The 24,210-nt window shown below is 67.1% G+C and carries 20 protein-coding genes and 1 tRNA gene; 11 read left to right on the top strand and 10 right to left on the bottom strand.

Annotated features, from left to right (window positions below):
* Positions 1-25 precede the first annotated feature (25 nt).
* Positions 26-1,321 carry an LCP family protein gene (locus CCK87_RS14420; protein WP_249273916.1) on the top strand — a complete coding sequence of 432 codons (1,296 nt, stop codon included), beginning with the start codon at positions 26-28 and terminating at the stop codon, positions 1,319-1,321.
* A gap of 61 nt (positions 1,322-1,382) precedes the next feature.
* A tRNA-Ser gene (locus CCK87_RS14415) sits at positions 1,383-1,471 on the top strand.
* A 103-nt stretch (positions 1,472-1,574) separates the two neighbouring features.
* Here the strand turns inward: CCK87_RS14415 and CCK87_RS14410 are convergent.
* Positions 1,575-2,402, bottom strand: a complete 828-nt coding sequence (locus CCK87_RS14410; RefSeq protein WP_170927303.1) for a phosphatase PAP2 family protein — start codon at positions 2,400-2,402, stop codon at positions 1,575-1,577.
* Between the two features lie 58 nt (positions 2,403-2,460).
* Positions 2,461-4,161, bottom strand: a complete 1,701-nt coding sequence (locus CCK87_RS14405; RefSeq protein WP_249273915.1) for a histidine-type phosphatase — start codon at positions 4,159-4,161, stop codon at positions 2,461-2,463.
* Between the two features lie 265 nt (positions 4,162-4,426).
* Here CCK87_RS14405 and CCK87_RS18620 point away from each other — a divergent pair, with 265 nt between their 5' ends.
* The gene (locus tag CCK87_RS18620; protein ID WP_249273914.1) at positions 4,427-5,263 is read left to right on the top strand and encodes a cupin domain-containing protein; all 837 of its coding nucleotides are present in this window, start codon (positions 4,427-4,429) and stop codon (positions 5,261-5,263) included.
* A gap of 7 nt (positions 5,264-5,270) precedes the next feature.
* Here the strand turns inward: CCK87_RS18620 and CCK87_RS14395 are convergent, their stop codons facing one another.
* On the bottom strand, positions 5,271-5,984 hold the full coding sequence (locus tag CCK87_RS14395; protein WP_086462121.1) for a helix-turn-helix domain-containing protein: 714 nt from the start codon (positions 5,982-5,984) through the stop codon (positions 5,271-5,273).
* Between the two features lie 153 nt (positions 5,985-6,137).
* Here CCK87_RS14395 and CCK87_RS14390 point away from each other — a divergent pair, with 153 nt between their 5' ends.
* The gene (locus tag CCK87_RS14390; RefSeq protein WP_086462120.1) at positions 6,138-8,036 is read left to right on the top strand and encodes an FAD-binding monooxygenase; all 1,899 of its coding nucleotides are present in this window, start codon (positions 6,138-6,140) and stop codon (positions 8,034-8,036) included.
* A gap of 368 nt (positions 8,037-8,404) precedes the next feature.
* Here CCK87_RS14390 and CCK87_RS14385 read toward each other — a convergent pair whose 3' ends face one another.
* The gene (locus CCK87_RS14385) at positions 8,405-9,142 is read right to left on the bottom strand and encodes an HpcH/HpaI aldolase/citrate lyase family protein (protein WP_086462343.1); all 738 of its coding nucleotides are present in this window, start codon (positions 9,140-9,142) and stop codon (positions 8,405-8,407) included.
* A 65-nt stretch (positions 9,143-9,207) separates the two neighbouring features.
* The gene (gene hpaH / locus CCK87_RS14380) at positions 9,208-9,993 is read right to left on the bottom strand and encodes a 2-oxo-hept-4-ene-1,7-dioate hydratase (RefSeq protein ID WP_086462119.1); all 786 of its coding nucleotides are present in this window, start codon (positions 9,991-9,993) and stop codon (positions 9,208-9,210) included.
* Between the two features lie 98 nt (positions 9,994-10,091).
* Here hpaH and CCK87_RS14375 point away from each other — a divergent pair, with 98 nt between their 5' ends.
* Genes CCK87_RS14375 through hpaD form a run of 4 tightly spaced genes read left to right on the top strand, consistent with a single transcriptional unit; the run spans position 10,092 to position 14,926 of the window.
* Positions 10,092-11,591 (top strand): fumarylacetoacetate hydrolase family protein, encoded by a 1,500-nt coding sequence (locus CCK87_RS14375; protein WP_086462118.1) that lies wholly within the window; start codon positions 10,092-10,094, stop codon positions 11,589-11,591.
* Positions 11,581-12,264 (top strand): GntR family transcriptional regulator, encoded by a 684-nt coding sequence (locus CCK87_RS14370; protein ID WP_170927302.1) that lies wholly within the window; start codon positions 11,581-11,583, stop codon positions 12,262-12,264. Before CCK87_RS14375 ends, CCK87_RS14370 begins: the two co-directional genes overlap by 11 nt.
* A gap of 2 nt (positions 12,265-12,266) precedes the next feature.
* The gene (hpaE, locus tag CCK87_RS14365) at positions 12,267-13,811 is read left to right on the top strand and encodes a 5-carboxymethyl-2-hydroxymuconate semialdehyde dehydrogenase (protein WP_086462117.1); all 1,545 of its coding nucleotides are present in this window, start codon (positions 12,267-12,269) and stop codon (positions 13,809-13,811) included.
* Between the two features lie 32 nt (positions 13,812-13,843).
* A complete protein-coding gene (hpaD, locus tag CCK87_RS14360; protein ID WP_086462116.1) occupies positions 13,844-14,926 on the top strand; it encodes a 3,4-dihydroxyphenylacetate 2,3-dioxygenase in 1,083 nt (360 codons plus the stop codon).
* 233 nt (positions 14,927-15,159) lie between these two features.
* On the opposite strand, the gene CCK87_RS14355 is transcribed toward hpaD, so the two are convergent.
* From CCK87_RS14355 to CCK87_RS14335, 5 genes are read right to left on the bottom strand one after another with little or no spacing between them, the layout of a single operon-like run.
* On the bottom strand, positions 15,160-16,206 hold the full coding sequence (locus tag CCK87_RS14355; protein WP_086462115.1) for a Gfo/Idh/MocA family oxidoreductase: 1,047 nt from the start codon (positions 16,204-16,206) through the stop codon (positions 15,160-15,162).
* A 6-nt stretch (positions 16,207-16,212) separates the two neighbouring features.
* Positions 16,213-17,235 carry a Gfo/Idh/MocA family oxidoreductase gene (locus CCK87_RS14350; RefSeq protein ID WP_086462114.1) on the bottom strand — a complete coding sequence of 341 codons (1,023 nt, stop codon included), beginning with the start codon at positions 17,233-17,235 and terminating at the stop codon, positions 16,213-16,215.
* 59 nt (positions 17,236-17,294) lie between these two features.
* Positions 17,295-18,614, bottom strand: a complete 1,320-nt coding sequence (locus CCK87_RS14345) for an MFS transporter (RefSeq protein WP_086462113.1) — start codon at positions 18,612-18,614, stop codon at positions 17,295-17,297.
* Positions 18,607-19,638 (bottom strand): ROK family protein, encoded by a 1,032-nt coding sequence (locus tag CCK87_RS14340; protein ID WP_170927301.1) that lies wholly within the window; start codon positions 19,636-19,638, stop codon positions 18,607-18,609. Before CCK87_RS14340 ends, CCK87_RS14345 begins: the two co-directional genes overlap by 8 nt.
* 51 nt (positions 19,639-19,689) lie before the next feature.
* Positions 19,690-20,901, bottom strand: coding sequence for an ROK family protein (locus tag CCK87_RS14335; RefSeq protein ID WP_086462111.1), 1,212 nt, complete (start codon positions 20,899-20,901; stop codon positions 19,690-19,692).
* A gap of 184 nt (positions 20,902-21,085) precedes the next feature.
* Between CCK87_RS14335 and CCK87_RS14330 the strand changes: the two genes are divergently transcribed.
* The 3 genes from CCK87_RS14330 to CCK87_RS14320 are packed head-to-tail and all read left to right on the top strand — an operon-like array spanning position 21,086 to position 24,207.
* Complete coding sequence (locus tag CCK87_RS14330) at positions 21,086-22,438, top strand: extracellular solute-binding protein (RefSeq protein WP_086462110.1); 1,353 nt, start codon at positions 21,086-21,088, stop codon at positions 22,436-22,438.
* Positions 22,439-22,447: 9 nt separating this feature from the next.
* The gene (locus CCK87_RS14325; protein ID WP_086462109.1) at positions 22,448-23,389 is read left to right on the top strand and encodes a sugar ABC transporter permease; all 942 of its coding nucleotides are present in this window, start codon (positions 22,448-22,450) and stop codon (positions 23,387-23,389) included.
* Positions 23,386-24,207: a carbohydrate ABC transporter permease gene (locus CCK87_RS14320; RefSeq protein ID WP_086462108.1), complete on the top strand. Its 822-nt coding sequence runs from the start codon at positions 23,386-23,388 to the stop codon at positions 24,205-24,207. Before CCK87_RS14325 ends, CCK87_RS14320 begins: the two co-directional genes overlap by 4 nt.
* Positions 24,208-24,210 lie beyond the last annotated feature (3 nt).

Here is a 24,210-nt window from a genome sequence, read left to right as displayed (position 1 = left end):
GAGACCGTGTGCGTGAAAGGACCGAGTGAGAGCAGATTCTTCGCCTCGCGGCGCGCGCTCGCCTCGACCGACCGCGATTCGGCACGGACGTCAGCGCACCTCGAACGTCGTCTCCTCTTTCTTCAGAGTCGTGGGCCTGGTACTGGCCGTCTTTCTCGTCAGCGGGGTCTCGATCGCGGCGATCGCCACGTGGGATGTGCGTAAAGATCTGACCGTCGTCGCCCTCGAGGGTGACAAGACAGATGCTCCGCCGCCCAACATCGCGGCGATCGACGGGGGAGTGAATCTGCTGCTCGTCGGCAGCGACAGCCGCGCTGGTCAGGGCGAGGCGTACGGAGACGAGACATCGAACCTGAACGACGTCACGATGCTCCTGCATATCTCGCAGGACCACTCGAGTGCGTCTGTCGTCAGCTTTCCGCGCGACCTGGTCGTCTCGATTCCCGAGTGCCCAGACGGCGATGGCGGCACGAGCGATGCGATGTCGGCGCAGCCGATCAACGTCACCCTGCTCTACGGCGGCCTGCCCTGCACCGTGCTCACGGTCGAGAAGCTCACCGGACTCGAGATTCCCTTCGCCGCCGAGATCCAGTTCAACGGCGTCATCGAGATGTCGAACGCCGTCGGAGGCGTGCCGGTCTGCGTCGCGTCGCCCATCGACGACGAGTGGACGAACACCCACCTGACCGCGGGCACGCACCAGCTGCAGGGCATGGATGCGCTGCAGTTCTTGAGGACCAGACACGGCGTCGGCGACGGCAGCGACCTGGGCCGCATCAGCTCGCAGCAGGTCTTTTTATCGTCGCTCGTGCGCACGATCAAGAGTTCGGACACGCTCACCGACGTCACCAAGCTCTACGGTCTGGCGAAGGCAGCCGCCAGCAACATGCAGGTGTCCACGAGCCTGAGTTCGCCCGACACCATGGTGTCGATCGCCGTGGCTCTCAAAGACATTCCGCTCGACAAGATCGGCTTCTACGCGTATCCAGGGTCGACCGGCGGCTCCGGTGTGTACGCCGGCAAGGTGCAGCCGAACGCCGCAGATGCGGAAGCGATGTTCGCCGCGATCCGAGCAGACCAGCCCATCGTCGCAGAAGCCGGCAACACCGGCCTGGGCGCCGAGGTCGATCCGAATGCGCTGCCCCCGGCATCCGGCGCCACGGCCGACCCGGGCACCGGCGAATCGTTGACCGGCGAATCGGATGCGGCAGCAGACCTGACCCAGGCCGGTCAGCCCGGCTCGGCTGCGACGGTGCTGCCGAAGAGCATCACCGGCCAATCGGCCGCGGAATACACGTGCACCAAGGGCTTCGATTACTGAGCTACAGGCCGAAAGTAGAGAATCGGCCGACGTCGGCTATGATTGCTGAGGCGCAAGCCAAGGAGACGTCGCATAGTCCGGCCTAGTGCACCACCCTGCTAAGGTGGAGTGGGGGAAACCCCACCGAGGGTTCAAATCCCTCCGTCTCCGCACTGTGTGTTCATCACTACGTGAAACCCGCTCGGCCCGTCGTGGCTAAGCGGGTTTTTGTGTTTCTACAGGGTCGCGTGCACCTCAGTCAGCAAGGAGTCGGTTAGGTGAGTTCGCGCGCGGCGACGGTCTCGAGCCGATGCCAGGTTGCCCAGTAGATGAGCGCCGCAGCCGTCGAGAAGGCGCCCGCCAACACCTGGGTGGCCAAGAAGGCATTGTGGTCGCCCGACCCGGAGGCGAGCTCTTGATCGATCGACACCCACGCGAGAAGTGCTCCGAGCGCCAGCGAGATGACCGCCAGAATCGTCCCCACGACGACGTAGACGACGCGTCCGCCGTATCGACGTTGTTCCGAGACACGCACGAGCCCTCGTCGGTGCAGCCAATACGCCGCGACGCTGCCGAGGATCAACGCGATGAGGTCGGCGCCGACGGTGTCCGACAGCCGGTGCCAGTGCGCGGTGACGGTGTACTGGCCGATGCTCGTCGCCCACGTCATGACGAGGAACATCGCCCAGCCGCGCCACCGGTAGGGCACGACGAGAAACACCGCAACCATGGTCGTCATGGCAATGGCCGTGTGGCCGCTCGGAAAACTGTTCTCGACGAGATCCGCAGGCGCTGCCACGAGGTCCGGCCGGGGCAGGATCCATCGCTTCAGCACTTCTGTGCCACCGGCACCCGCGAGAACAACGGCGAGGGCGACGATTGATGTGAGTAGTTGGCGCCTGATGAGGCCGATCACCGCTATCGCGATCAGAGCAGCCGCGAGAGACCAGATCTGAATCGCCGCCAGGGCATCCAGAGCCTGGGCTTTTTCGTCGGGCGACGCGCGCCCGGACCCCGTCAGAGCAGCGTTCTCCCATCGTTGCCCTCCCGGTGTGAGTACGGCGACGACGTAGACGAGGAGCAACAGTGCCGCTGCGACCACGGCGGTGACTATCCACCGGCGGCCCGGCCGACCGGCTGCGCCGGATTTCGACCGTGCATCAGCGGGGTGCGGAGCCGCCTCTCCGCGACTCGCCGAATGTGATGACGTCATGCCCAAGCACACTAGCTGTTGTCAGACGCGTGCGGCGCCCCCGGGCGCTGCGCACAGCAATCGTGCCGGCGGTGAGCAGTGCGAGAGCGAGGCCGATGAGCAGGTCGCGCTCCGTCGCATCCTCGCCTGTCGCCGCGAGCGTCGCCGCGCCACCAGTGCCGACGGCGACGGGAAGGGCTGGATCGGAGATCGCGCTCGGGGGAATGACGGAGGCGTCCGCGACCTGCCCCGTGATGCAGCGGCGCACCTCGCTCACGTCGTAGAAGAGGGAACCGGGGGCGATCGGTGTGCAGCTAGAGCGGAAGGCGATCTCGCGCTCGTTGTAGAGCATGCGCACGATGGCGCGACCGCTGGCGTCGCGAAAGACGTCCCACTGCACGTTCGCTGCCATGGGGGTGACCGTCTCGCCGCGCCACGCGTTCGTCGTGTATGAGTACGGCGCATCCGGTGTCACGGGCTGGGTCGAGCCGGGCAGACCGATCAGGGCCGCGAACGGGATGATCGTCTCGGCGTGAGCGAAGCGGAACGTCGCCGCCGTCGTGGAGCCAGCGAGCCGGGCGTCGATCGAGTCGAGAAAGTCGGTCAGCAGGGGCGTGGCCATCTTGTACGTGATGTCGCTTCCCGCGAAGGCAGGGCCCTTGCCGTAGAAGTCGTCGGAGTCGAGCAGGTACGCGAACCACTCGGCGTCTGCGCCAGCGAAGTAGCGGTCGAAGTCGACCTGCACCTCCTCGGTCATGTCGGGCGCGATGATGTAGAGGTTGTAGAGCATCATCGCCGCGTCTACCTCGTTGTCGACGGTCGTCTTGCCGTCGCCGCCGTCGACGAAATGGTACGCGCCGGCCGCGAGTCGGTCGACGAAGGCCGGCGTGTAGACGCGCTCGAGCACCTCGCGAGCGGCCTCGTGGCTGCGCGGTTGCGCGTAGATGGCGTCGACCGCGTCGCTGACCTTCGCGCTGTCGGCGTACTCCTGGTAGTCGGCGTTGATGTCCGCTTTGTGAAAGTAGAGGGTGTCGGGGCGCTTGACGATGGCGGCGGGCAGGTGGCTGGAGATCAGCGGGTCGGCCTGCTCGAGCCCCTGCTCGAACGCCTTGCCGGATGCCGTGGCCCTGGCCTCGCCGGAGCTCTCGACCGCCACGGTGTCGGTTCCGGCATCAATGCCCGCGAACAACGAGGGGAGCCGTTCGACGACCCTGCTGCCGATGCCGCGGTGCTGGGTGGCTCCCTGCCCGGTGAGGTTGCCGTAGCCGAGTTTCTGGTTCGCAGCGGTCAGCTTCTGCACCTCGGGGCCGAGCGTCGTTCCGAGCTCGGTGAGCGCACCCTCCGAACGCGCCTGCTCCCAGACCTGTGTTGTGAGCGAGTCGTACTTGAAGCTCGACAGCGCTCGGGAGCCGTGGCGGGCAACCGATTCCGTGTAGACCGGCAGGAATCCGGCGGGTGCTGTCTGCAACTCGGCCGGGCTCTGCTGCGGTACATAGGGGGTCTTGCTGCTGTAGTAGGTGCGGCCCGACGCGGGGTCGGTTGCCGTGCCGGATGCCGCCAGGGCGGGTGCCGCCGAACCCGCGAGCACCAGAACGAGTGCGCTCGCGGCGACGAGGAGTGTGCGGGATCGAGCTCGGGAGCTCGCGGAGAAGGGGGTGTTGGGAAGCATTGGGATCCTGTGTGGGACGGTCGCGCACGCGGGGGTAAGCAGGTGGCGCGAGACGGGTGGTCGCATTCACGACAGGCGAAGAGTATGTCGCCCATGTGGCCTGCTGCTGTCGTAGACATGAACACAGAGCGTCGCCGCGCCCGGTGTGTGCTGAGATCCGCGATCTCAGGCTTCGGCCAGGACGGCCCCCGAAAATGAACTGCCCGCGAGGAGCGGCCCCACCGTCGACGGCATCGCCTCGACGCGAAGCAGACAGGGAACGTTCGTGAACGAACCGGAATCGCCGTCGACCGAGATTCTCGCCAGCATCCAGAGCCCCGACGGAAGCCGGTTCGAGGTGCGCCGCGTGATCCTTCCCAGCGGTACGTCGACCGGATGGCACTATCACGACGGCTGGCAGACGGGCTTTCTGCTGCGCGGCGCCATCAGTCACTCCACCGAAGACCGCAACACCGTCTTCCCGATCGCCGCGCCGCTCGCCGAGGAGCCCGACATCGCCCACATCGCGCGCAGCACGGGTGACGACGAGGCGGAGCTTCTCGTCCTGTCGCACATTCCGGCGGGGTCCGAGGTTGCCGTTTCGTGCGAGGCCCCGAGCGATCGTGCTTCAACAGTCACGCCTCGACCGGGCGCTTCGTCGATCTCTGTGCCGCTCGGCGCACCCGTCTCCGCGCAGGCCTTCCGCTACACCGCGATGTACGGGCCCAAGCCGTTCCCCGAGGCTCTGCTCATCTATCTCGACAACGGCGCATACAAGATCCTCTCTCCGGGTGAGGAGCACTACGGCAGCTACGTCTCGGCCACTCCACTCGGCGACGGCATGCCACCCCGGCACGTCTCGTTCCTGTCGTGGCCGTCGGATGACTGGGATCGAAACGTGGCGTCGCACACGCTGACCTTCAACGTCGACACGGGCGCCTACATCCAGACCCTCGTCCTTCCCGGCGACCCGGTGCCGCATGCCCAGGCGGGCTACGCGCTGTCGATCGATGACCCGACGCGCATCGACATGGGCGCCTCGTGGGAGCAGGTGCGCGTGAGCTACGCCGAGGTGTTCGAGCAGCTCATCGAGGCAGAACAGGGCCGCGCAACGCCGCGATAGGCCTCGGTCAGGCGCCCAGTGCTGCGCGAACCGCGCTCGCAGACCGGGCGAGCCGCTCGGCCACCGCGGCTGCCTCGTGCCCGTTCGGCAGATACACGGCCGCGATCGCAGCCGGCGCACGACCCCGAATCGAGAGGGGAACCGCCACGGCGTGCAGGCTCGAGATGACCTCGTTCTGGCTCTCGGCCCACCGCCTCTCGGCTGCCTCGCGCACCTCGGCGGCCAGCGCCTGGTCGACTCCCGCGGGCCAGGCGCTCTCCGGCATCTGAGCGAGTATCGCCTTGCCCGGCGCTCCCGCGGTGACCGGATGCCGCGTGCCCGGCCGCTGAGCGACCGTCGCGACCGCGTGGCGCGGCTCGACGCTTGTGAGAGTCACGCACTCGTCGCGGTCGAGTACGACGAGGAAGCAGGTCATGCCCAGATCGTTCGCGGCGGCGGTGAGTTCGGGGAGAGCCTCCGCCTGCAGGTCGTGGGCGACTCCGGCGGCCAGAGCGGCGAGACGGGCACCGAGCTGCAGTCTGCCCGAGGCCTCGCGCACCACGAGCCCGTGCGCTTCGAGTGTGCGAATGAGCCTGTAGGCGACCGAGCGATGTACCTCGAGAGCGGCCGCGATGTCGTCGATACTCTGCGGGTGACGAGCGTCTGCCAGCAATTCGAGGATGCGGATGCCCCGGTCGAGGGTCTGCGAGACCGAGCCGGCGGCGGTTTCGGCGGTGCTCATAGTGCTCCCGGGGTTGACCTCGTTGCATCGACGCGGATGGCGCGTTACGCTCCAGCGAACGATAATCGAACAGTGTGTTCGATTATAGAACGTTACCTCCCGGCGTAACAAGGCCGGCGACGGCCCGGTCAATGAAGACGGAGCAGGCAACTCATGCAATTCCACCACCATGGTTACGTATCCGGCGATCCCCGTATCGCGGCCGCCGCGGGTGTCGGGCTGAATCGTCCGACCGAGCTGCCCGACCATGTCGACGTGCTGATCGTCGGATCGGGTCCCGCCGGAATGATCCTGGCGGCTCAGCTCGCGCAGTTCCCCGACATCGACGCTCGCATCGTCGAGCGCCGGCCCGAGAGGCTGGCCATCGGCCAAGCCGACGGCATCCAGGCCCGCAGTGTCGAGACGTTTCAGGCCTTCGGTTTCGCCGATCGGATCACCGCCGAGGCATACCAGATCAGCGAGATGGCCTTCTGGGCGCCCGACCCCGCAGACCCGCGCCGCATCCACCGCTCGGGCCGGGCGGTCGATGACGCTACGGGCGTGAGCGAGTTTCCCCACCTCATCGTGAATCAGGCCCGCGTTCTCGACTACTTCGCGGAGGTGGCACGCAACGCACCGGCACGCATGGGCGTCGACTACGGCTTCGAGTTCGTGACCCTGGTGGTCGACGACGCGGCCGACTATCCCGTGCTCGTGACTCTTCGGGAGACCGCGGGCGAGCGCACCGGGCAGACCCGACAGGTGCGTGCCAAGTACGTGGTCGGATGCGACGGCGCCCGCAGCGGGGTGCGCGAGGCGATCGGCCGCAAGCTCGTGGGCGCCTCGGCCGCGCACGCGTGGGCGGTCATGGACACCCTGGCCGTCACCGACTTTCCCGACATCCGCACCAAGTGCGCGATCCAGTCGCAGTCGGGCAGCATCCTGCACATCCCGCGCGAGGGCGGCCACCTGTTTCGTATGTACGTCGACCTCGGCGAAGTGGCCGCGGGCGACAACGGCGCCGTGCGCACGACGACGGTCGAGACGGCGATCGAGAAGGCGAACGCGATCCTTCATCCCTACACACTCGATGTGAAAGACGTGGCCTGGTACAGCGTCTACGAGGTCGGCCACAGGCTCACCGACAAGTTCGACGAGGTGCCCGAGGGCGACGCTCGGTGCCCGCGCGTGTTCATCACCGGCGACGCCTGCCACACCCACAGTGCGAAGGCCGGGCAGGGCATGAACGTCTCGATGCAAGACGGCTTCAACCTCGGCTGGAAGCTCGCCCACGTGCTGACGGGCCGGGCCTCCGAGGAGCTGCTGAAGACGTACTCGGGCGAGCGGCAGGTCATTGCGAAGAACCTGATCGACTTCGACAAGGAGTGGTCGACGCTGATGGCCAAGAAGCCCGAGGAATTCGAGAACCCCGAGGAGCTCGCGGAGTTCTACGTGCGCACGATCGAATTCCCCGCCGGCTTCATGACCCAGTACGCGCCGTCGATGCTGATCGGCGATGCGGCGTATCAGGGCCTGGCCGAGGGGTTTCCGGTGGGCAAGCGCTTCAAGTCGGCTACGGTCGTGCGCGTGGCCGACGGCAACCCGATTCACCTCGGTCACCATGCTCAGGCCGACGGCCGGTGGCGCCTGTATGCCTTCGCCGGCGAACGGGCGCTCGGCGGTCGGGAGGCGCTGGCCGAGTGGGCCGTATGGCTGGAGACTGCCCCGGAGTCGCCGCTCGTGCGACACGTCGCCGCAGGCGCAGAGTTCGACAGCGTCTTCGATGTGAAGGCCGTCTACCCCGAGGCCCACATCGACGTCGACATCTCCTCGGTGCCGACGGTCTTTCTGCCGCGCACCGGGCCATTCGGCCTGATCGACTACGAGAAGGTCTACGCGGCTGCGCCGGAGCGGAGCATCTTCGCGGAGCGGGGCATCGACTCTTCGCAGGGATGCGTCGTGGTGGTCCGCCCCGACCAGTACGTGGCCCACGTGCTTCCGCTGTCGGCGAAGACAGAACTCTCGGAATTCTTCGCGGGTGCGATGCTCCCGGCCACAGCGCTGGTTGAGTAGCGAGGAAGGAACCGACTATCGAAACCACGGGGTGATTTCGATACGCCGGCTCGTGCCTCGTGCGGCTACTCAATCAGCGCATCGGGCACCGCGCGCTCAATAACTCGCGCGTCGCTCGAAACGTGCTCCGTTAGCGCGCTGAGACGCGAAGTGATCCACCGGTCCGACGGCTAAGTGAGGACATTTTCGTTGCACGTCGTGCCGTAGCGCTGAATGTCGGGGCCGGATCGCTCGGGCTTTTGCGTGTCGAGCAGATTGTCCTCGTTTAGCCCGGCGGGGCAGCCTTTAGGCGACCACGGCGGGGTGATTTCGATACGCCGGCTCGTCCCTCGCGCGGCTACTCGATCAGCGCAGCAGAGGGTGATCGCTCAGTAGCTGGCTCGGCCCTCTTCGGAGCCCTCGGCGACGTACTTCGCCGCCAAGCCCTCCGAGGCTCGGGCGAGCAGCGCGACATCGGCTCCGACGAGAATGAACGACGCCCCGGCAGACAGGTAGCGACGCGCGAGCGGTTCGGCGAAGGCGTTGACCCCCGCCGTCGCCCCCGCCGCCACGGCTGCGGCGATGCAGCGCTCGACCGCGGCGACGACATCCGGGTGATCCTGCTGACCGAGCACGCCCATCGAGGCGGCCAAGTCGGAGGGGCCCAGAAAGATGCCGGCGATGCCGTCGACCGCGAGGATCGCGTCGATGTTCTCGACCGCCGCGACCGACTCGATCTGCACGATCACCGAGATGCGCGACGCGGCGGTGGCGAGGTAGTCGTCGGTGCGGTTCCAGCGCGAGGCGCGGGCGAGAGCAGACCCCACACCCCGGATGCCGCGTGGCGGGTAATGCACGCTGCGTACGGCGAGTTCGGCGCGTTCCGCGGTGTCGACCATGGGAACGAGCAGCGTCTGGGCGCCGATGTCGAGGTACTGCTTGATGATCACGGGGTCGAGCACCGGGGGGCGCACGACGGGCAAAATCGGGTAGCCGTGCACTGCCTGCAGCTGGGCGAGCAGGGATTCGACGCTGTTGGGCGTGTGCTCGGCGTCGATGAGCAACCAGTCGAGCCCCGAACCTGCGCACAGTTCGGCGATCAGGGGGCTGCCGCTGCAGACCCACATGCCGGCGAGCGACCGATCGTGGGAGGCGAGGGCGGCGGCGAAGCCGGCATCCGGATCTATGGGGCTCACTGGAATCGGCATGTCACCACCCCGAGCGGCCCGTAGTCGGCGAAGACCGAGTCGCCCGCGTAGACCCACATCGGCCGGGTGAACGAGCCGGCGAGAATGAGCTCGCCCGCCTTGAGGGTGTCGCCGTGCGGAAAGATCTTGTTGGCGAGCCAGGCCACGCCGTTGGCCGGGTTGTTGAGCACGCCGCCCGCGAGCCCGGTCTCTTCGATTCCCTCGTTGCGGTAGAGCATGGCGCCGGCCCAGCGCAGATCGAGTTCGTCGGGGCGAACGGGCCGACCGCCGACGACCATGACGCCCATGGCCGCGTTGTCGCTGATGGTGTCGACGACCGTGCGGCCCTCCATCTCGATGCGCGAGTCGAGGATCTCGAGCGCGGGCACGACGTATTCGGTGGCCGCGAGCACGTCGAACAGCGAGCAGTCGGGCCCGCTGAGATCGGCCTTCAGTCGAAAGGCGAGCTCGACCTCGACCCGCGGATGTGAGTACCCGCCCCAGTCGAGCACGCTGCCGCTCTCGAGCACCATGTCGTCGAAGATGAGTCCGTAGTCGGGCTCGGTGATGCCGGTGGCCGCCTGCATCGCCTTCGAGGTGAGGCCGATCTTGTGGCCGACCAGTCGTCGGCCCGCAGCCTCATTGCGCGTGCGCCAGAGCGACTGCACGGCGTACGAATCCTCGATGGTCATCTCGGGATAGCGGGCGGTCAACCGCGGAACGGGGGTGCGGGTGCGTGCCGCCTCTACCAATTCGTCGGCGATCGCAGCGATCGTCGTGTCGTCGAGCATGACGTCCTCGTCTCTTCTCGCTCCCCGTGCGGGCCGCTACTTATGCTGACACGAAGATAAGGGTGTGCATCGTTGATCTTATCGTATACGATCCAAGCATGACGTACGAAGAAGTCCCGTCCGAGGCGCTCGTGACCCCCTACGACTCCACCGGAGCTCAACGCCCCGGCAAGGTCATCGCGCTGCACCTCAACTACCCGAGCCGCATCGCCCAGCGCGGGCGCACGCCGGCCCAGCCCTCCTACTTCGTCAAGCCCAGCACCTCCGTGGCCTCGAGCGGCGTCATCGAGCGCCCCGCCGGAACCGAGTTGCTCGCCTTCGAGGGCGAGATCGCCCTGGTGATCGGTACGAGCGCTCGCGGCGTGAGCCAGGCGGATGCGTGGGCGCACGTCGCCGCCGTCACCGCGGCCGACGACTTCGGCGTCTACGACCTGCGCTACGCCGACAAGGGATCGAACCTCCGCTCCAAGGGCGGAGATGGCTTCACCCCGCTCGGCCCGAGCCTCATCGACGCGCGATCCGTCGATCCCGCCGCCCTGCGCATCCGCACCTGGATCGACGGCGAACTCGTGCAGAATGACACGACCGCCGAGCTCGTCTTCTCGCTCGCCCAACTGGTCGCAGACCTCTCGCAGCTCATTACGCTCGAGCCCGGCGATGTGATCCTGTCGGGCACACCGGCCGGGTCGAGCGTCATCGTTCCCGGCCAGACCGTCGAGGTCGAGGTCGATGCTCCGGATGCGCCGGGCGCGCCGAGCACGGGCCGTCTCGTCACGAGGGTGGTGCAGGGCGAATCCGATCCGGGAGCATTCGGCGCCGGCCCGAAGGTCGACGATCTACAGCGCGCCGACGCGTGGGGCAGCCGAGAGGCCGCCGGCCTCGAGCCGGAGTGGCAGCTCACCGAGGAACGGCGGGCCAAGCTCGCCTCGGTAGCCACCGCGACGCTCAGCTCGCAGCTGCGGAAGAGGGGTTACGACGACGTCTCGATCGACGGCGTGCGCCCTCTGCATCCGGGCGAGAAGATGATCGGGCGCGCGCGCACCCTGCGCTTCATTCCCGCCCGCCCCGACCTGTTCGCCAGCCACGGGGGCGGCTACAACGCCCAGAAGCGCGCCTTCGACGGGCTGAACCCCGGCGACGTGCTCGTCATCGAGGCGCGCGGTGAGGCCGGCACGGGAACGGTCGGCGACATCCTGGCCCTGCGCGCCCAGGTGCGCGGCGCCGCCGGAATCGTGACCGACGGCGGCATCCGCGACATCGCCGCGGTCGCCGCTCTCGGCATCCCGGCCTATTCGCAGGGCGCGCATCCGGCTGTTCTCGGTCGACGTCATGTTCCGTGGGACGTCGATGTCGCCATCGCCTGCGGCGGCGCAGCGGTGCAGCCGGGCGACGTGGTCGTGGGCGACGGCGACGGCGTGCTGGTGATTCCGCCGCAGCTCGTCGACGAGGTCGTCGAAGCCGCCATCGAGCAGGAGCGCGAAGAGGAGTACATCGCCGAGCAGGTCGCCGCCGGTGAGCCCGTCGACGGCCTCTACCCGATGAACGCGGCCTGGAAGAAGAAGTACGTCGCCGCGAAGGGTGAGAACCGTGGCGAGTGAGTCTGCGAAGGGCGAGGTCGTGACCGAGAGCAAGTCCGAACTCGCGTACCGCTTCGTCAAGGCGCGCATCGAGAACGGCAGCTACACGCCCGGGTTCCGGCTGGTACTCGGGCAGATCGCCAAGCAGCTCGAGGTGAGCGTCGTGCCGGTGCGGGAGGCGATCCGTCGGCTCGAAGCCGAGGGCGCGGTCACCTTCGAGCGAAACGTCGGCGCGCAGGTGGCGATGGTCGACGAGCGCGAGTACTTCTACACGATGGAGACGCTGAGTCTCGTCGAGGGCAGGGCCACAGCTCTCTCGGCGCCGTTCGTGACCGCGCTCGACCTGAGCGAGGCGCGCGACATCAATGCGGAGATGCGCGACTGTCTCGACCATTTCGACCCGCACCGCTTCACCGAGCTCAATCGGCAGTTCCACGCGGTGATCTTCGAGCACTGCCCCAACCCGCACATCCTCGATCTCGTGCACCGCGGCTGGAACCGCCTCGCCGTGCTGCGCGATTCGATCTTCGGCTTCGTGCCCGGCAGGGCCCAGGAGTCGGTCGACGAGCACGAGCGCCTGCTGCAGCTGATCGAGAGCGGTGCCGAACCGCTCGAGCTCGAGCTCGCCGCTCGCGCCCACCGAACCGGAACGCTCGACGCGCTCCTCAATCACCAAGCGAATCAAGGACGATGACCATGACGACAGAGACACCAGGTACCCAGCCGACCGCGCCGACACAGCACATTCCGGATGGCCTGCCCGAGCGCATCCGGCATTTCATCGGCGGCGAGTTCGTCGACAGCGTCGGCGGCGAGACCTTCGACGTGCTCGACCCGGTGACGAACGAGAACTATGTCGCCGCCGCCGCAGGGCAGAAGGCCGACATCGACCTCGCGGTCGCGGCCGCCCGCAAGGCGTTCGACGAGGGTCCCTGGCCCCGCATGCTGCCGCGCGCCCGTTCGCGCGTGCTCAACAAGATCGCCGACATCGTCGAGTCGCGGGATGCCCGGCTCGCCGAGCTGGAATCGTTCGACTCGGGCCTTCCGATCACGCAGGCCCTCGGCCAGGCGCAGCGGGCCGCCGAGAACTTCCGCTTCTTCGCCGACCTGATCGTCGCCCAGTCAGACGACACCTACAAGGTGCCGGGTCGGCAGCTGAACTACGTCAACCGCAAGCCGAAGGGTGTCGCCGGACTCATCACGCCGTGGAACACGCCATTCATGCTCGAGAGCTGGAAGCTGGCACCGGCACTCGCCTCGGGCTGCACGGTGGTGCTCAAGCCCGCCGAATTCACGCCGCTGTCGGCGAGCCTGTGGGCAGACATCTTTCGCGAGGCGGGCGTGCCCGACGGCGTGTTCAACCTCGTCAACGGCCTCGGCGAGGAGGCCGGTGACGCGCTCGTGAAGCACCCGGATGTGCAGTTGATCTCGTTCACGGGCGAGAGCTCGACGGGCCAGCTGATCTTCGCGAACTGCGCTCCGACGCTCAAGGGCATGTCGATGGAGCTCGGCGGCAAGTCGCCGGCCGTCATCTTCGCCGACGCTGATCTCGACAAAGCGCTCGACTCGACCCTCTTCGGTGTCTTCTCGCTGAACGGAGAGCGGTGCACGGCGGGCTCGCGCATCCTCGTCGAGCGCAGCGTCTACGACGACTTCGTGGCGCGCTTCGCGGCCAGGGCTAAGAACATCGTGGTGGGCGACCCGCACGATCCGAAGACCGAGGTGGGGGCGCTCGTGCACCCCGAGCACTTCGCGAAGGTCATGAGCTACGTCGAGATCGGCAAGGAGGAGGGCCGGTTGGTCGCCGGCGGCGGTCGCCCCGAGCACCTGCCCACGGGCAACTACGTGCAGCCCACCGTCTTCGTCGACGTGAAGCCGGATGCCCGCATCTTCCAGGAGGAGATCTTCGGCCCGGTCGTCGCGATCACCCCGTTCGACACCGAGGAAGAGGCGCTCGAACTCGCGAACGGCGTCAAGTACGGACTCGCCGCGTACATCTGGACCTCGAACCTCGAGCGGGCGCACCTGTTCGCTCAGGCGGTCGACTCGGGGATGGTGTGGCTCAACTCGCACAACGTGCGCGATCTGCGCACTCCGTTCGGCGGCGTGAAGGCTTCGGGCCTCGGCCACGAGGGTGGCTACCGCTCGCTCGACTTCTACTCCGACCAGCAGGCCGTGCACATCACTCTCGGCGACGTGCACACCGCGCGCTTCGGCGCGACAAGTCCCGCCGCCCGCTGACCTCACCACCACCTTTGACGAAAGACGATTCAATGACGAATTCCACCCCGGTTCCCACGCCCACCGAACTCACGCCGCCCGACATCCTGCGCTGTGCCTACATGGAGATCGTGGTGACCGACCTGGCGCGGTCGCGCGAGTTCTATGTCGACATCCTGGGTCTCGTCGTCACGGAGGAGGACGAGAACGCGATCTATCTGCGCAGTCTCGAGGAGTTCATCCACCACAACCTCGTGCTGCGCAAGGGCCCGATCGCGGCCGTCGCCGCGTTCAGCTACCGGGTGCGCACGCCCGAAGACGTCGACCGCGCAGAAGCCTGGTATCAGGCCCTCGGATGCCGCACCGAGCGCAATCGCGACGGCTTTGTCAACGGCATCGGCGACTCGGTGCGGGTCACCGATCCGCTCGGCTTTCCGTACGAGTTCTTCTATTCGGTCGAGCACGTCGAGCGCCTCGCATGGCGCTACGACCTCTACGGCCCGGGCGCCCTCGTGCGCCTCGACCACTTCAACCAGGTCACTCCGGACGTGCCGCGCGGCCGCAAGTACCTCGAAGACCTGGGCTTCAGGGTCACCGAAGACATCCAAGACGAAGACGGTGTGACCTACGCGGCCTGGCTGCGCCGCAAAGACACCGTGCACGACACCGCGCTCACCGGCGGCGACGGACCCCGCATGCACCACATCGCTTTTGCGACGCACGAGAAGCACAACATCCTCTACATCTGCGACAAGCTCGGTGCGCTGCGCAAGAGCGACGTGATCGAGCGCGGCCCCGGCCGGCACGGCGTCTCGAACGCGTTCTACCTCTACATCGCCGACCCGGATGGTCACCGGGTCGAGATCTACACGCAGGACTACTACACCGGTGACCCCGACAACCCGGTGGTGACATGGGATGTGCACGACAATCAGCGCCGCGACTGGTGGGGCAACCCTGTGGTGCCCAGCTGGTACACCGAGGCGTCCCTCGTGCTCGACCTCGACGGCGAACCGCAGCCGGTCATCGCCCGCACCGACGCCAGCGAGATGGCGGTCACGGTGGGCGCCGACGGGTTCTCGTACACCCGCAAAGACGACACGGTCGAGGGCTTCAAGCTCGGGAACACGCTGTGAGCCTCGTGGCCGGATAGCAGTCAGGGCTCGGCCGTGAGGGCGGTTCGGAGGGAATCCACCAGTACCTCGAGACCAAGCACGTGCTCACCCCAGAACTGTTCGCGTGAGCGCCGCGCTGGTCGAGTAGGCCGCCCGCGGCCATATCGAGACCCCTGCGACAGTGGTTTCGATACGTTCGTTCCTCACTACTCAACCAGCGCGGGCGTCAGTGGTTTCAATACGTTCGTTCCTCACTACTCAACCAGCGCGCGGGCGATGTCGGCCACGGCGACCGTGCGACCGGTGCGGGCCGACTCCTGCGCCGCCAGCACGATGTCGAGCGTACGCAGACCCACGCCACCGTCAGGCTGGGGCTGCGTTCCCGTGCGCACCGCGTCGATGAACCGCGAGAGCAAAGCCTCGTCGAAGTTCGGACCGTAGGGTGCCTCGATCGGCAGGCCCGTCGCGGTGTCGAGGCCGCGTGCGCGCGGCCCGAAGAAGTCGACGGCCACGGTACCCGCGGTGCCGGCCACGGTCACGGAGACGCCGCCCCAGGTTGCCGCCGTGTCGGGCTGGCTCCACGAGCAGTCGATGGCGGCGATCACGCCGTTGTCGTAGCTGATCGTGACGAGACCCGCCGTCTCGGCGCGGGCGCGCTCGGCGTGCAGTTTCTGGTTGGTCACGGCGGTCACCGACACCGGGGCCGTACCCATCAGCGCCTCGAGCAGGTCGGCGATGTGCACGACATGATCAACGAGAGCGCCTCCGCCCGAGAGCTCGGGATCGGTGAACCAGGCGCGCTCGCTGGGCAGTTTGCCGTTGTTGCTGCCGCGAACAGAGAAGATCTGACCGAGCTGCCCTGCGTCGTACTCGGCCTTCAGACGCGCGAAGGTGCTGGCGAAGCGCACGGGGAACGCGACCATCAGGATGACGCCTGCGGCGTCTGCCGCCTCGAGCATCGCCACACCGTCTTCGTGACTCGTGGCCAACGGCTTCTCGCACAGGATGTGCGCCCCGGCCTTGGCCGCGCGTTCGACGTCGGCCCGGTGGCGGGCGTTCTCACTGGTGACGATCACCGCATCCGGTTGCCACGCCATGAGCTCGTCGTAACTGTCGACGTACTCGACGCCCAGCTGTTCGGCGAACGCACGACCGCGCAACTCGGTCGCTGGATGCTCGCCGGGGTCGGAGGTGAGGAGGCTCACCGAGGGCATGTTTCTGAGCAGTTCGATGTAGCCGCGAGCGTGGGTGTGCGCGAACGACATGACGGCGATCTTCAGGGGGCGATCGGAGGTGTGCATCGTCGTCTACTTTCCGTCGAGGTCGGCGGCAGAAGCCTGGGCTGAGGGCAAGTCGATGTCGACGGGTTGCCCCGTCTCGAGCGAGAGTAGAGCGGCGTTCGCCAGTCGAACGGCCTCGGCGCCCTCGGCTGCCGACACCCGCGGCACGGCACCGCCGGCGAACGCATCGGTGAACTCGCGCAGCTCTGCGAAGTAGGGGTTCTCTGCGGGGTCGACCTCGGGCAGCAGCCCGCTCGGCCCGTCGACGCTGGCGAGGTGCGCGATGTAGTTTCGTTCGGCCGCAGATGAGTGGGCGAGAGACCCTTCAGTTCCTGTCACCGAGTACTCCGTGGTGAACGGCAGGTGCGACGGCCCCCAGATTCCGGCGATGTGGCTGATGGCTCCCGAGCTGTGGGTCAGCAGAACGTGCGCCGCCTCGACGGGCGTCGTCGCATCCCCCGCCTGAGATGTCACCGCAGACACACGCACGACAGGTCCGGCCACCCATCGCGCGATGTCGATGTCGTGGATCATCTGGTCCATGATGATGCCGCCCGACAGCGCGCGATCGGCGAACCACGGCGTGCGGGTCGGAAAAGCGCCGGAGCGGGAGAAGCGCAGAACGGCCAGGTCGCCGAGCCGGCCCGAGTCGACCGCCTCTTTCAGCAGCACGTACTCGGGAAAGAACCGCACGACGTGGGCGGGAAACAGCATGAGGCCGAGCTCATCTGCGAGTGCCGCGAGCTCGTCGACCTCGGCATCGGTGCGGGCCAGCGGCTTCTCACTGATCACGTGCTTGCCGGCCTCGAGCGCGCGCTTCACCAGGGAGTGGTGGGTGAAGGTCGGGGTGGCTACGTCGACGAAGTCCACCGCCGCCAGCAGCTCATCGATGGTGTCGACGACGGTTCCGCCGTAGCGTGCGACCAGCTCGGGCGCGCCCGCCTCGGAGTAGACGTAGACGTCGGCACCGAGCGTGAGCAGATGCGGCAGGTGCGAGTTGCTGATGCCGCCGGCGCCGATGAGGCCGATGCGGAGCGGGGTGTGTGTCATGGCTGTCTTTCCGTCGGGGGAGGAGAGGTGGGCGGATGAAGAGCTGGCGGGCGCGGCAGTCATCGCCTCCGGGCGATGACGTCGCGAATTCGGGGCAGGTGGATGCCTCTGGCCGCCATCACCGCGCGGGTGCGGCGACGTTCGCGCAGCAGGGCGATGATGCCGACGGCCCAGATCGGGAACTGCACGAGGAAGGCGAGCTTGAACGCGGCGAGTGAATAGGTCGCGGGAGTTCCCGCGCCCTGCACGTCCATCGCGATGCCGATGAACAGGATCGCTATGACGCTGGCGAGGAAGCCGCCGCCGTTGACGATTCCCGTGGCGGTTCCCAGCCTCTGGGCGGGGTTGTGCGCCCGGGTGAGGTCGAACGCGATCATCGAACCGGGTCCACCAGCGCACAGCGCCGCGACCAGCGCGAAGATCACGGGCAGGGGAGCGGCGCCCGGCCAGAGGATGACCACCGCCCAGAGTGCGGCCTGGGCTCCGACGACCGCCAACACGATCCACGATCGGCGCAGCGGATGCCGGGCGGACGCGGTGCCGACGACGGGGCCCAACACGAGCCCGACCAGCACGTAGAAGGTGAAGATCAGCGACGCGAGCTGCACAGACAGTCCGAGTCCCTCGACGAGGAACGGGTAGCCCCACAGCAGCGCGAACGCGTTGCCCGCGAACGGCGTGGAGAAGTGCGACCAGAACGCGAGCCGCGTGCCCGGGTGCTTCCAGGCATCCACAAACCCTTGGCGCAGATCGGGGCGGCTCGTGACGACCGTGATCGCGCCGGTCCGTTCGGGTTCGTTGCGCACCGCGGCGAAGGTCAGGATGCCGGCCAGCGCACCGACACCGGCCAGCGATACGAACGCGGTCGGCCAGTTCGTCGCGTGCAGCAGAGCGGCCAGCGGAATGACCGAGACGATCTGGCCGAACTGGCCGAGCAGTCCGGTGAACTGGATGATGATCGGGGCGCGCTTCACCGGGAACCACGCGGCAATCACCCGCAGGATGCTGGGGAAGATCGCGGCATCGCCGGCGCCGAGCAGAACACGGGCTGCGATAGCGATGTGCACGTCGGGGGTGAGAGCCATCACGAGCTGTCCGGATGCCATGACCAGCATTCCGACGGTCATGACGCGTCGCGAGCCGAAGCGGTCGAGCAGCAGGCCGACGGGGATCTGCATCGCCCCGTAGACCAGCAGCTGCAGCACGGCGAAGAGAGCGAGCGTCGACGCGTCGGCGTGGAAGCGCGCCGACGCCTCGGTACCCACGGCCGAGAGCGAGGTGCGGTTCACGATCGAGACGATGTAGGCCAGAACGCCGGCGCCCCAGATGAGCATCAGCCTCCGGTCGAGCGCACTGCCGGCAAGCGCGGGCCTAGGCATCGGCTGCTCCCTGCGGCCCCGAGCTCAGCGAACGGAGTGTCTGCCGGGCGAAGCCCGCATCCGGAACCCGATCGGCCCAGCCGATGATCGCCGCGCCGATGAGGCCGCCCACCGCGCCGAGTTCGGATTGCTCGATGCGCGGGGTCGAGCGCCAGCCGAGCCGGGCGGCGATGGCCTCGCGGAGCGGCACGATCAGGATGTCGCCCGCCGCCGAGACGCCCCCGCCGATCACGATCACGGCGGGATCGAGCACGGCGGTGATGCCCGCGAGCCCGACAGACAGGGCGTCGACCGCGTCGGCCCAGACGCGCGCGGCTACCGGGTCGGTGTCGAGAGCGGATGCGATCGCCCGGGTCGACGACGCGACGGTTCCGCCGTGCTCGCGGTACCTCTGGAGGATCGTGGTTCCCGACGCGTAGGCCTCGATGCACCCGCGCTGCCCGCACGTGCAGAGCACGCCGTTCGGAACGACCTGCATGTGGCCGAGCTCGCCCGCGGCGCCGGTGGCTCCTTCGATGAGAACCCCGCCCGAGACGACGGCAGACGAGACCCCGGTGCCGATCGGAACGATGAGGGCGTTGTCATACGCGACGTCGTAGCTCGCGCCCTGATCGGTGCCGGATGCGCCGGCGCCCCGGGTCGCCCGCTCTGCGACGGCGGCCGTGCGGGCGTCGTGGCCGACGCTGACGACGACGGCGAACTCGGCCTCGAGCAGGCTCCGCAGCGGAAAGTCGTCCCATCCGAGATTCGCGGCAAAGCGCACGGCTCCCGACTCGGGGTCGACCAGGCCGGGCGAGGCGATGCCGATGCCCGCGGTCGTGAAGCCGGCCGCCGTTGCCTGCTCGATGAGCTCGCCCGCAATGGTCAGAACGCTCGCGTAGGCGTCGCGGCCGCTATCGAACGTCGCGGTGGTCTGTCGTGCGACCACCGTGCCCGCGGTGTCGACGGCCGCGCCCTTGACCGTCGTGCCGCCGATATCGATCGCGATCACGACCTCGAGGGCCGAGTGGTGCGGGTGGATCACAGAACTACTCTCTGTTCTCAGACGAAGGTCGGGGGTGTGTACTCGGTGTGTTCAGGCGGGCATCGCGTCGTCGAGCTCTCGAACGAGTTGCTCGATGCGGGCCGGTGCCAGCACCTCTTCGAGAATGAGGTGCGCGGCTCCCCGCACGCCAGCGTCGCCGGGGCTTCGCGCGGCGCGCACGTCGAGGTCGTTGCCGACCAGCGGAAGGCAGCGTTGAAAGAGTTCGGCCCGGATGGCGGCGACCAGGGGCGCCGACGCAGACATGGCCCCGCCGAGGATCACGTCGCGGGGATTGAAGAAGTTGACGATCGACGCGAGGACACCGCCGATCGACGTGCCAGCGCTGCGCAGTATGTCGACGACCTGGGCGTCGCCCCCGCGCCCGAGTTCGACGACGTCTGCTGCGGTCTGCACGGTGTAGCCCAAGTGCGACAGCCGCGCCACGATCGCGCCGCCACTCGCCACGGATTCGAGGCAGTTCGGGGTGCCGCAGACGCACGAGATCGTGGAGGTGCCCTGCACAGAGGTGTGGCTGATCTCCCCGGCCGCACCGCCGGCACCGCGGTGCAGTCGACCGTCGGACACGATGCCGCATCCGATGCGGGTGCCGAGTTTGATGGCCAGAAGCTGGTCGCTGCTGTGGTCTCCCATCGTCTGCTCGGCCAGCGCGATGAGGTTCGCGTCGTTCTCGACGACCACCGGCACGCTGGTGAACTCTCTGAACAGGCCGGGCAGGTCGGCGTTGTGCCAGCTGGGCATGAACGAGGGAAGAACGACGCGGCCGCTCGGGTATTCGATCGGCGCGGGGAGGCCGATGGCTACGCCGAGAAGCCGAGTGTCGTCGAGAGCGTTCGTGGCGATGAGGCGTCGCAGCGCTGCCCACAAGGCCTCGGCGGCAGCGGCCGGGCCGTCTTCGATGGCCACGGGCACATCTTCTACGACGAGCAGCTTGCCTGCGAGATCGGCGATGCCGACTTGCACGTGGTGAGCACCGACATCCATCGCCCCGACGAACCCCGCGCCGGTCGAGACCTCGAGTGAGCGGGCCCGCCGGCCGCCGCGGGACCGCTCGTCGCCGGCCTCGCTGACGAGGCCGAGTCGAATGAGAGAGTCGATTCTGAGCGATATCGTCGAGGGCGCCATACCGATGTGGCGCGCGAGCGCAGAGCGAGAGGTGGCTGTGCCGGAGCGGATCAGGCGAAAGATGTCGCCCACCGATCCCGGGGCGAATTCCGCCTCTCGGAAAAGGTCTGCTCGTGTCATACACTCACCATATAGGCCGAGAATCGAACGAAGTCGTTCGAATCACAAACTACTTGCGGTGGCAATCAAACGGTAACTCGTGTGAAACATAGGAACCATAGTTTTTACCCAGGCACCCGATTCAACCCCTTTCGCTCCATCACCCCCACACTCAGTTCCCCCCCCAGCAAGTCGAGGAGTCAGCATGAATGGCAAGAAACGTTCCTGGACAGGAGTCATTGCCGTGTCCGTCGCGGTCGCCCTGTCGCTCACCGCCTGTGCTCCCGGAGCAGGGTCGGCTCCCGCCGAGTCGAGCGGCCCGGTGTCGAAAGACGTCGCCGGAGCTGGCGACGTCACCCTCACCGTGTGGGATCAGAACACGGATGAGGGCATCACCGACGCGCAGGAGAAGCTGAACGCGGCCTTCTCGGCCAAGTACCCGAATGTGAAGATCGACAGGGTCACGCAGTCGTTCGCAGACCTCAAGACCACTCTCAAGCTCGCGCTCTCGGGCGACAACCCGCCTGACGTGGTTCAGGCGAACCAGGGATACCCCGACATGGGTGCGTTCGTTCAGGGCGGTCTCATCCGTTCGCTGAACGACTACGACGGACTCTACGACTGGAGCTCGTATTACCCGGAGTCGCTGCTGAAGATCAACTCGTTCAGCGCCGATGGCAAGACCTGGCAGGGCGACAACCTGTATGGGATCTCGCAGACCGGCGAGGTGGTGGGCATCTACTACAACAAGAAGATCCTGACTCAGCTGGGCGTCGAGGCTCCGACCTCGCTCGACGAGCTCGAGAAGGACATGGCGGCTGCGAAGGCCGCCGGCATCCTGCCCATGGCCTACGGCGACATCGAGAAGAGCCCGGGCATCCACCTCTTCGGAGTGGTGCAGGCAGCGATCGCCGGGTCGGACGCGGTGAACAAGCTCGTCACGGGCGCCGACGGCGCGTGGACCGACGACGCGTCGGTCACGGCGGCGAAGACCATCCAGGACTGGTCGAGCAAGGGCTACATCACCGAGGGCGCCAACGGCGTCTCTCGCGATGATGCCCTCGCCCAGTTCGAGGCCGGCCAGTCTGCCTTCTACATCGTGGGCACCTGGAAGCAGGCCGCGATCTCGGAGGCGATGGGTGACGATGCCGGTTTTACCACGCTCATCCCCAAGGGTGCGGATTCGCCGGTGACGACGGGCGGCGAGGGTCTTGCATGGGCCGTCACGACGGGCTCGAAGCACCCGGATGTCGCTGCCGCCTACATCGACTTCATCAACAACGCAGACGCGGCCAAGACGTTCATCGACGAGAACAGCCTGCCCTCGGTGATTCCGGCGGACTACACGCCGAAGCCGGGTCTCGAGACGGATGTCTTCGACACGTACGGCAAGGTCACCTCATCGGGTGGGCTGGTGCCGTACCTCGACTACTCCACGCCCACGTTCTATGACACGCTCACGAGCGCGGTGCAGCAGTTGACGGACAAGCAGGTCACGCCCGAGGCCTTCACAGAGATCCTTCAGAAGGACTACTCCGGCTTCGTGGGAAGCAAGTAAGGACTCCGTATGACCGTCACCACTCGGCTTCGCTCGGGTGAGACGCGACCGGCGGGTGCGGCCCCGAGCCGCGCTCGCCGGCGCCGCGTCGCCTCGCTCAAGGCGTTCCTCTACGTCGCTCCGGCGCTCGCGTTCTCGCTGATCTTCCTCATCGTGCCGACGCTGCAGACGGCGTGGTACTCGCTCTATGACTGGAACGGCCTGAGCGTCGCCACCTGGGCCGGTGTGCAGAACTACATCGACATCGTTCAAGACGAGCAGCTTCGCGACTCGTTCATGCACGTGGGCGTGCTCGTGGTGTTCTACTCGTTCCTGCCCATCGCCATCGCCCTGCTGCTCACGATGGTCATCTCGCGGGCACATGCCCTTCGCGGCATGTCTTTCTTTCGCACGGTGCTCTTTCTTCCCCAGGTCATCGCATCCGTGGTGATCGCCACGACCTGGCTCTCGATCTACTCCCCGAACGGGCTGCTGAACACGCTGCTTCGCGCCATCGGGCTCGATTCGCTCACGCGTGTGTGGCTGGGCGACTTCAACACCGCGCTCGTCTCGGTGGGCTTCGTCGGAACCTGGCTCAACGTCGGCCTCTGCCTCGTTCTCTTTTTGAGCGGGGTGGGCAATGTGCAGCCAGAGCTTTTCGAGGCCGCTCGGCTCGACGGAGCGAGCGGCCTGCAGGAGTTCTTCGGAATCACGCTGCCCGCGTTGCGCGGCCAGATCACCGTGGCCCTCACCCTCACCGTGGTGTCGTCGCTCAAGACCTTCGACCTCGTCTACATCACCACGCGCGGAGGCCCAGGCAACAGCACCTCGGTTCCCGCCTTCGAGGCCTACAACCGCGCGTTCAACTCAGGCCAGGTCGGATCGGCCGCAAGTGTCGCGGTCGTGCTGACCATCGGCATCCTGTTGATCACGGCCCTGATCGGGCGACTGCAACCGAAAGACACCGAATGAAGCTCTCGCTCGGCGAAAAGCTCGTCACCTACCTCGTTCTCGTCATCTTCGCGGCGTTCGCGCTGGTGCCGCTGCTCGGCGTCGTCATCACCGCGATCAGCCCGTCGAGCTCGACGAGCGGGTTCCGGATGCCCGAGACGATCGACCTCGGCAACTTCGTGGAGGCCTGGGATCGCGGTCACTTCGCTCAGTACATCGTCTCGAGCCTCATCGTGACGATCACCGTGATCGTCGTCACCACCGTGCTCAGCGTGATGGCCGGGTTCGCCTTCGCCAGGCTGAAGTTCTTCGGGTCGAACATCATGTTCTTCGTGCTGCTCGCGGGTCTGCTGCTGCCGGCCGAAGCGTTCATCATTCCTCTGTACTTCAACCTGCGGTCGGCGCATGTCACCGACAGCTACTGGGCGCTCATCCTGCCGCAGATCGCGCAGTCGCTCGCATTCGGCATCTTCTGGATGCGCAACCAGTTCATGTCGTTCCCCGGTGAGGTCATCGAGGCGGCCAGGCTCGACGGCGCAACCGATCTGCGCACGCTGTGGCAGATCATCGTTCCCCCGTCGATTCCGTCGATCATGACGATGTGCCTGCTCGTGGCCATGTGGACGTGGAACGAGTTCCTGATTCCGCTTGTGATGGTGACGCAAGACAACCTCCGCACCGCGCCCCTGGGGCTCGCGTTTTTCCAAGGGCAGCACGCGACGGACTACTCGCTGCTCGCGGCGGCGGGCATCATCATCGCCGCCCCCATCGTCGTGTTGTACTTCTTTCTGCAGAAGCGCTTCATTAGCGGCATGCTCGACGGCATCTCGAGCCGATGACAG

Source organism: Agreia sp. VKM Ac-1783 (genome assembly GCF_900177765.1).
GTDB lineage: Bacteria > Actinomycetota > Actinomycetes > Actinomycetales > Microbacteriaceae > Agreia.
This window is presented reverse-complemented; position numbering and strand designations above follow the sequence as displayed.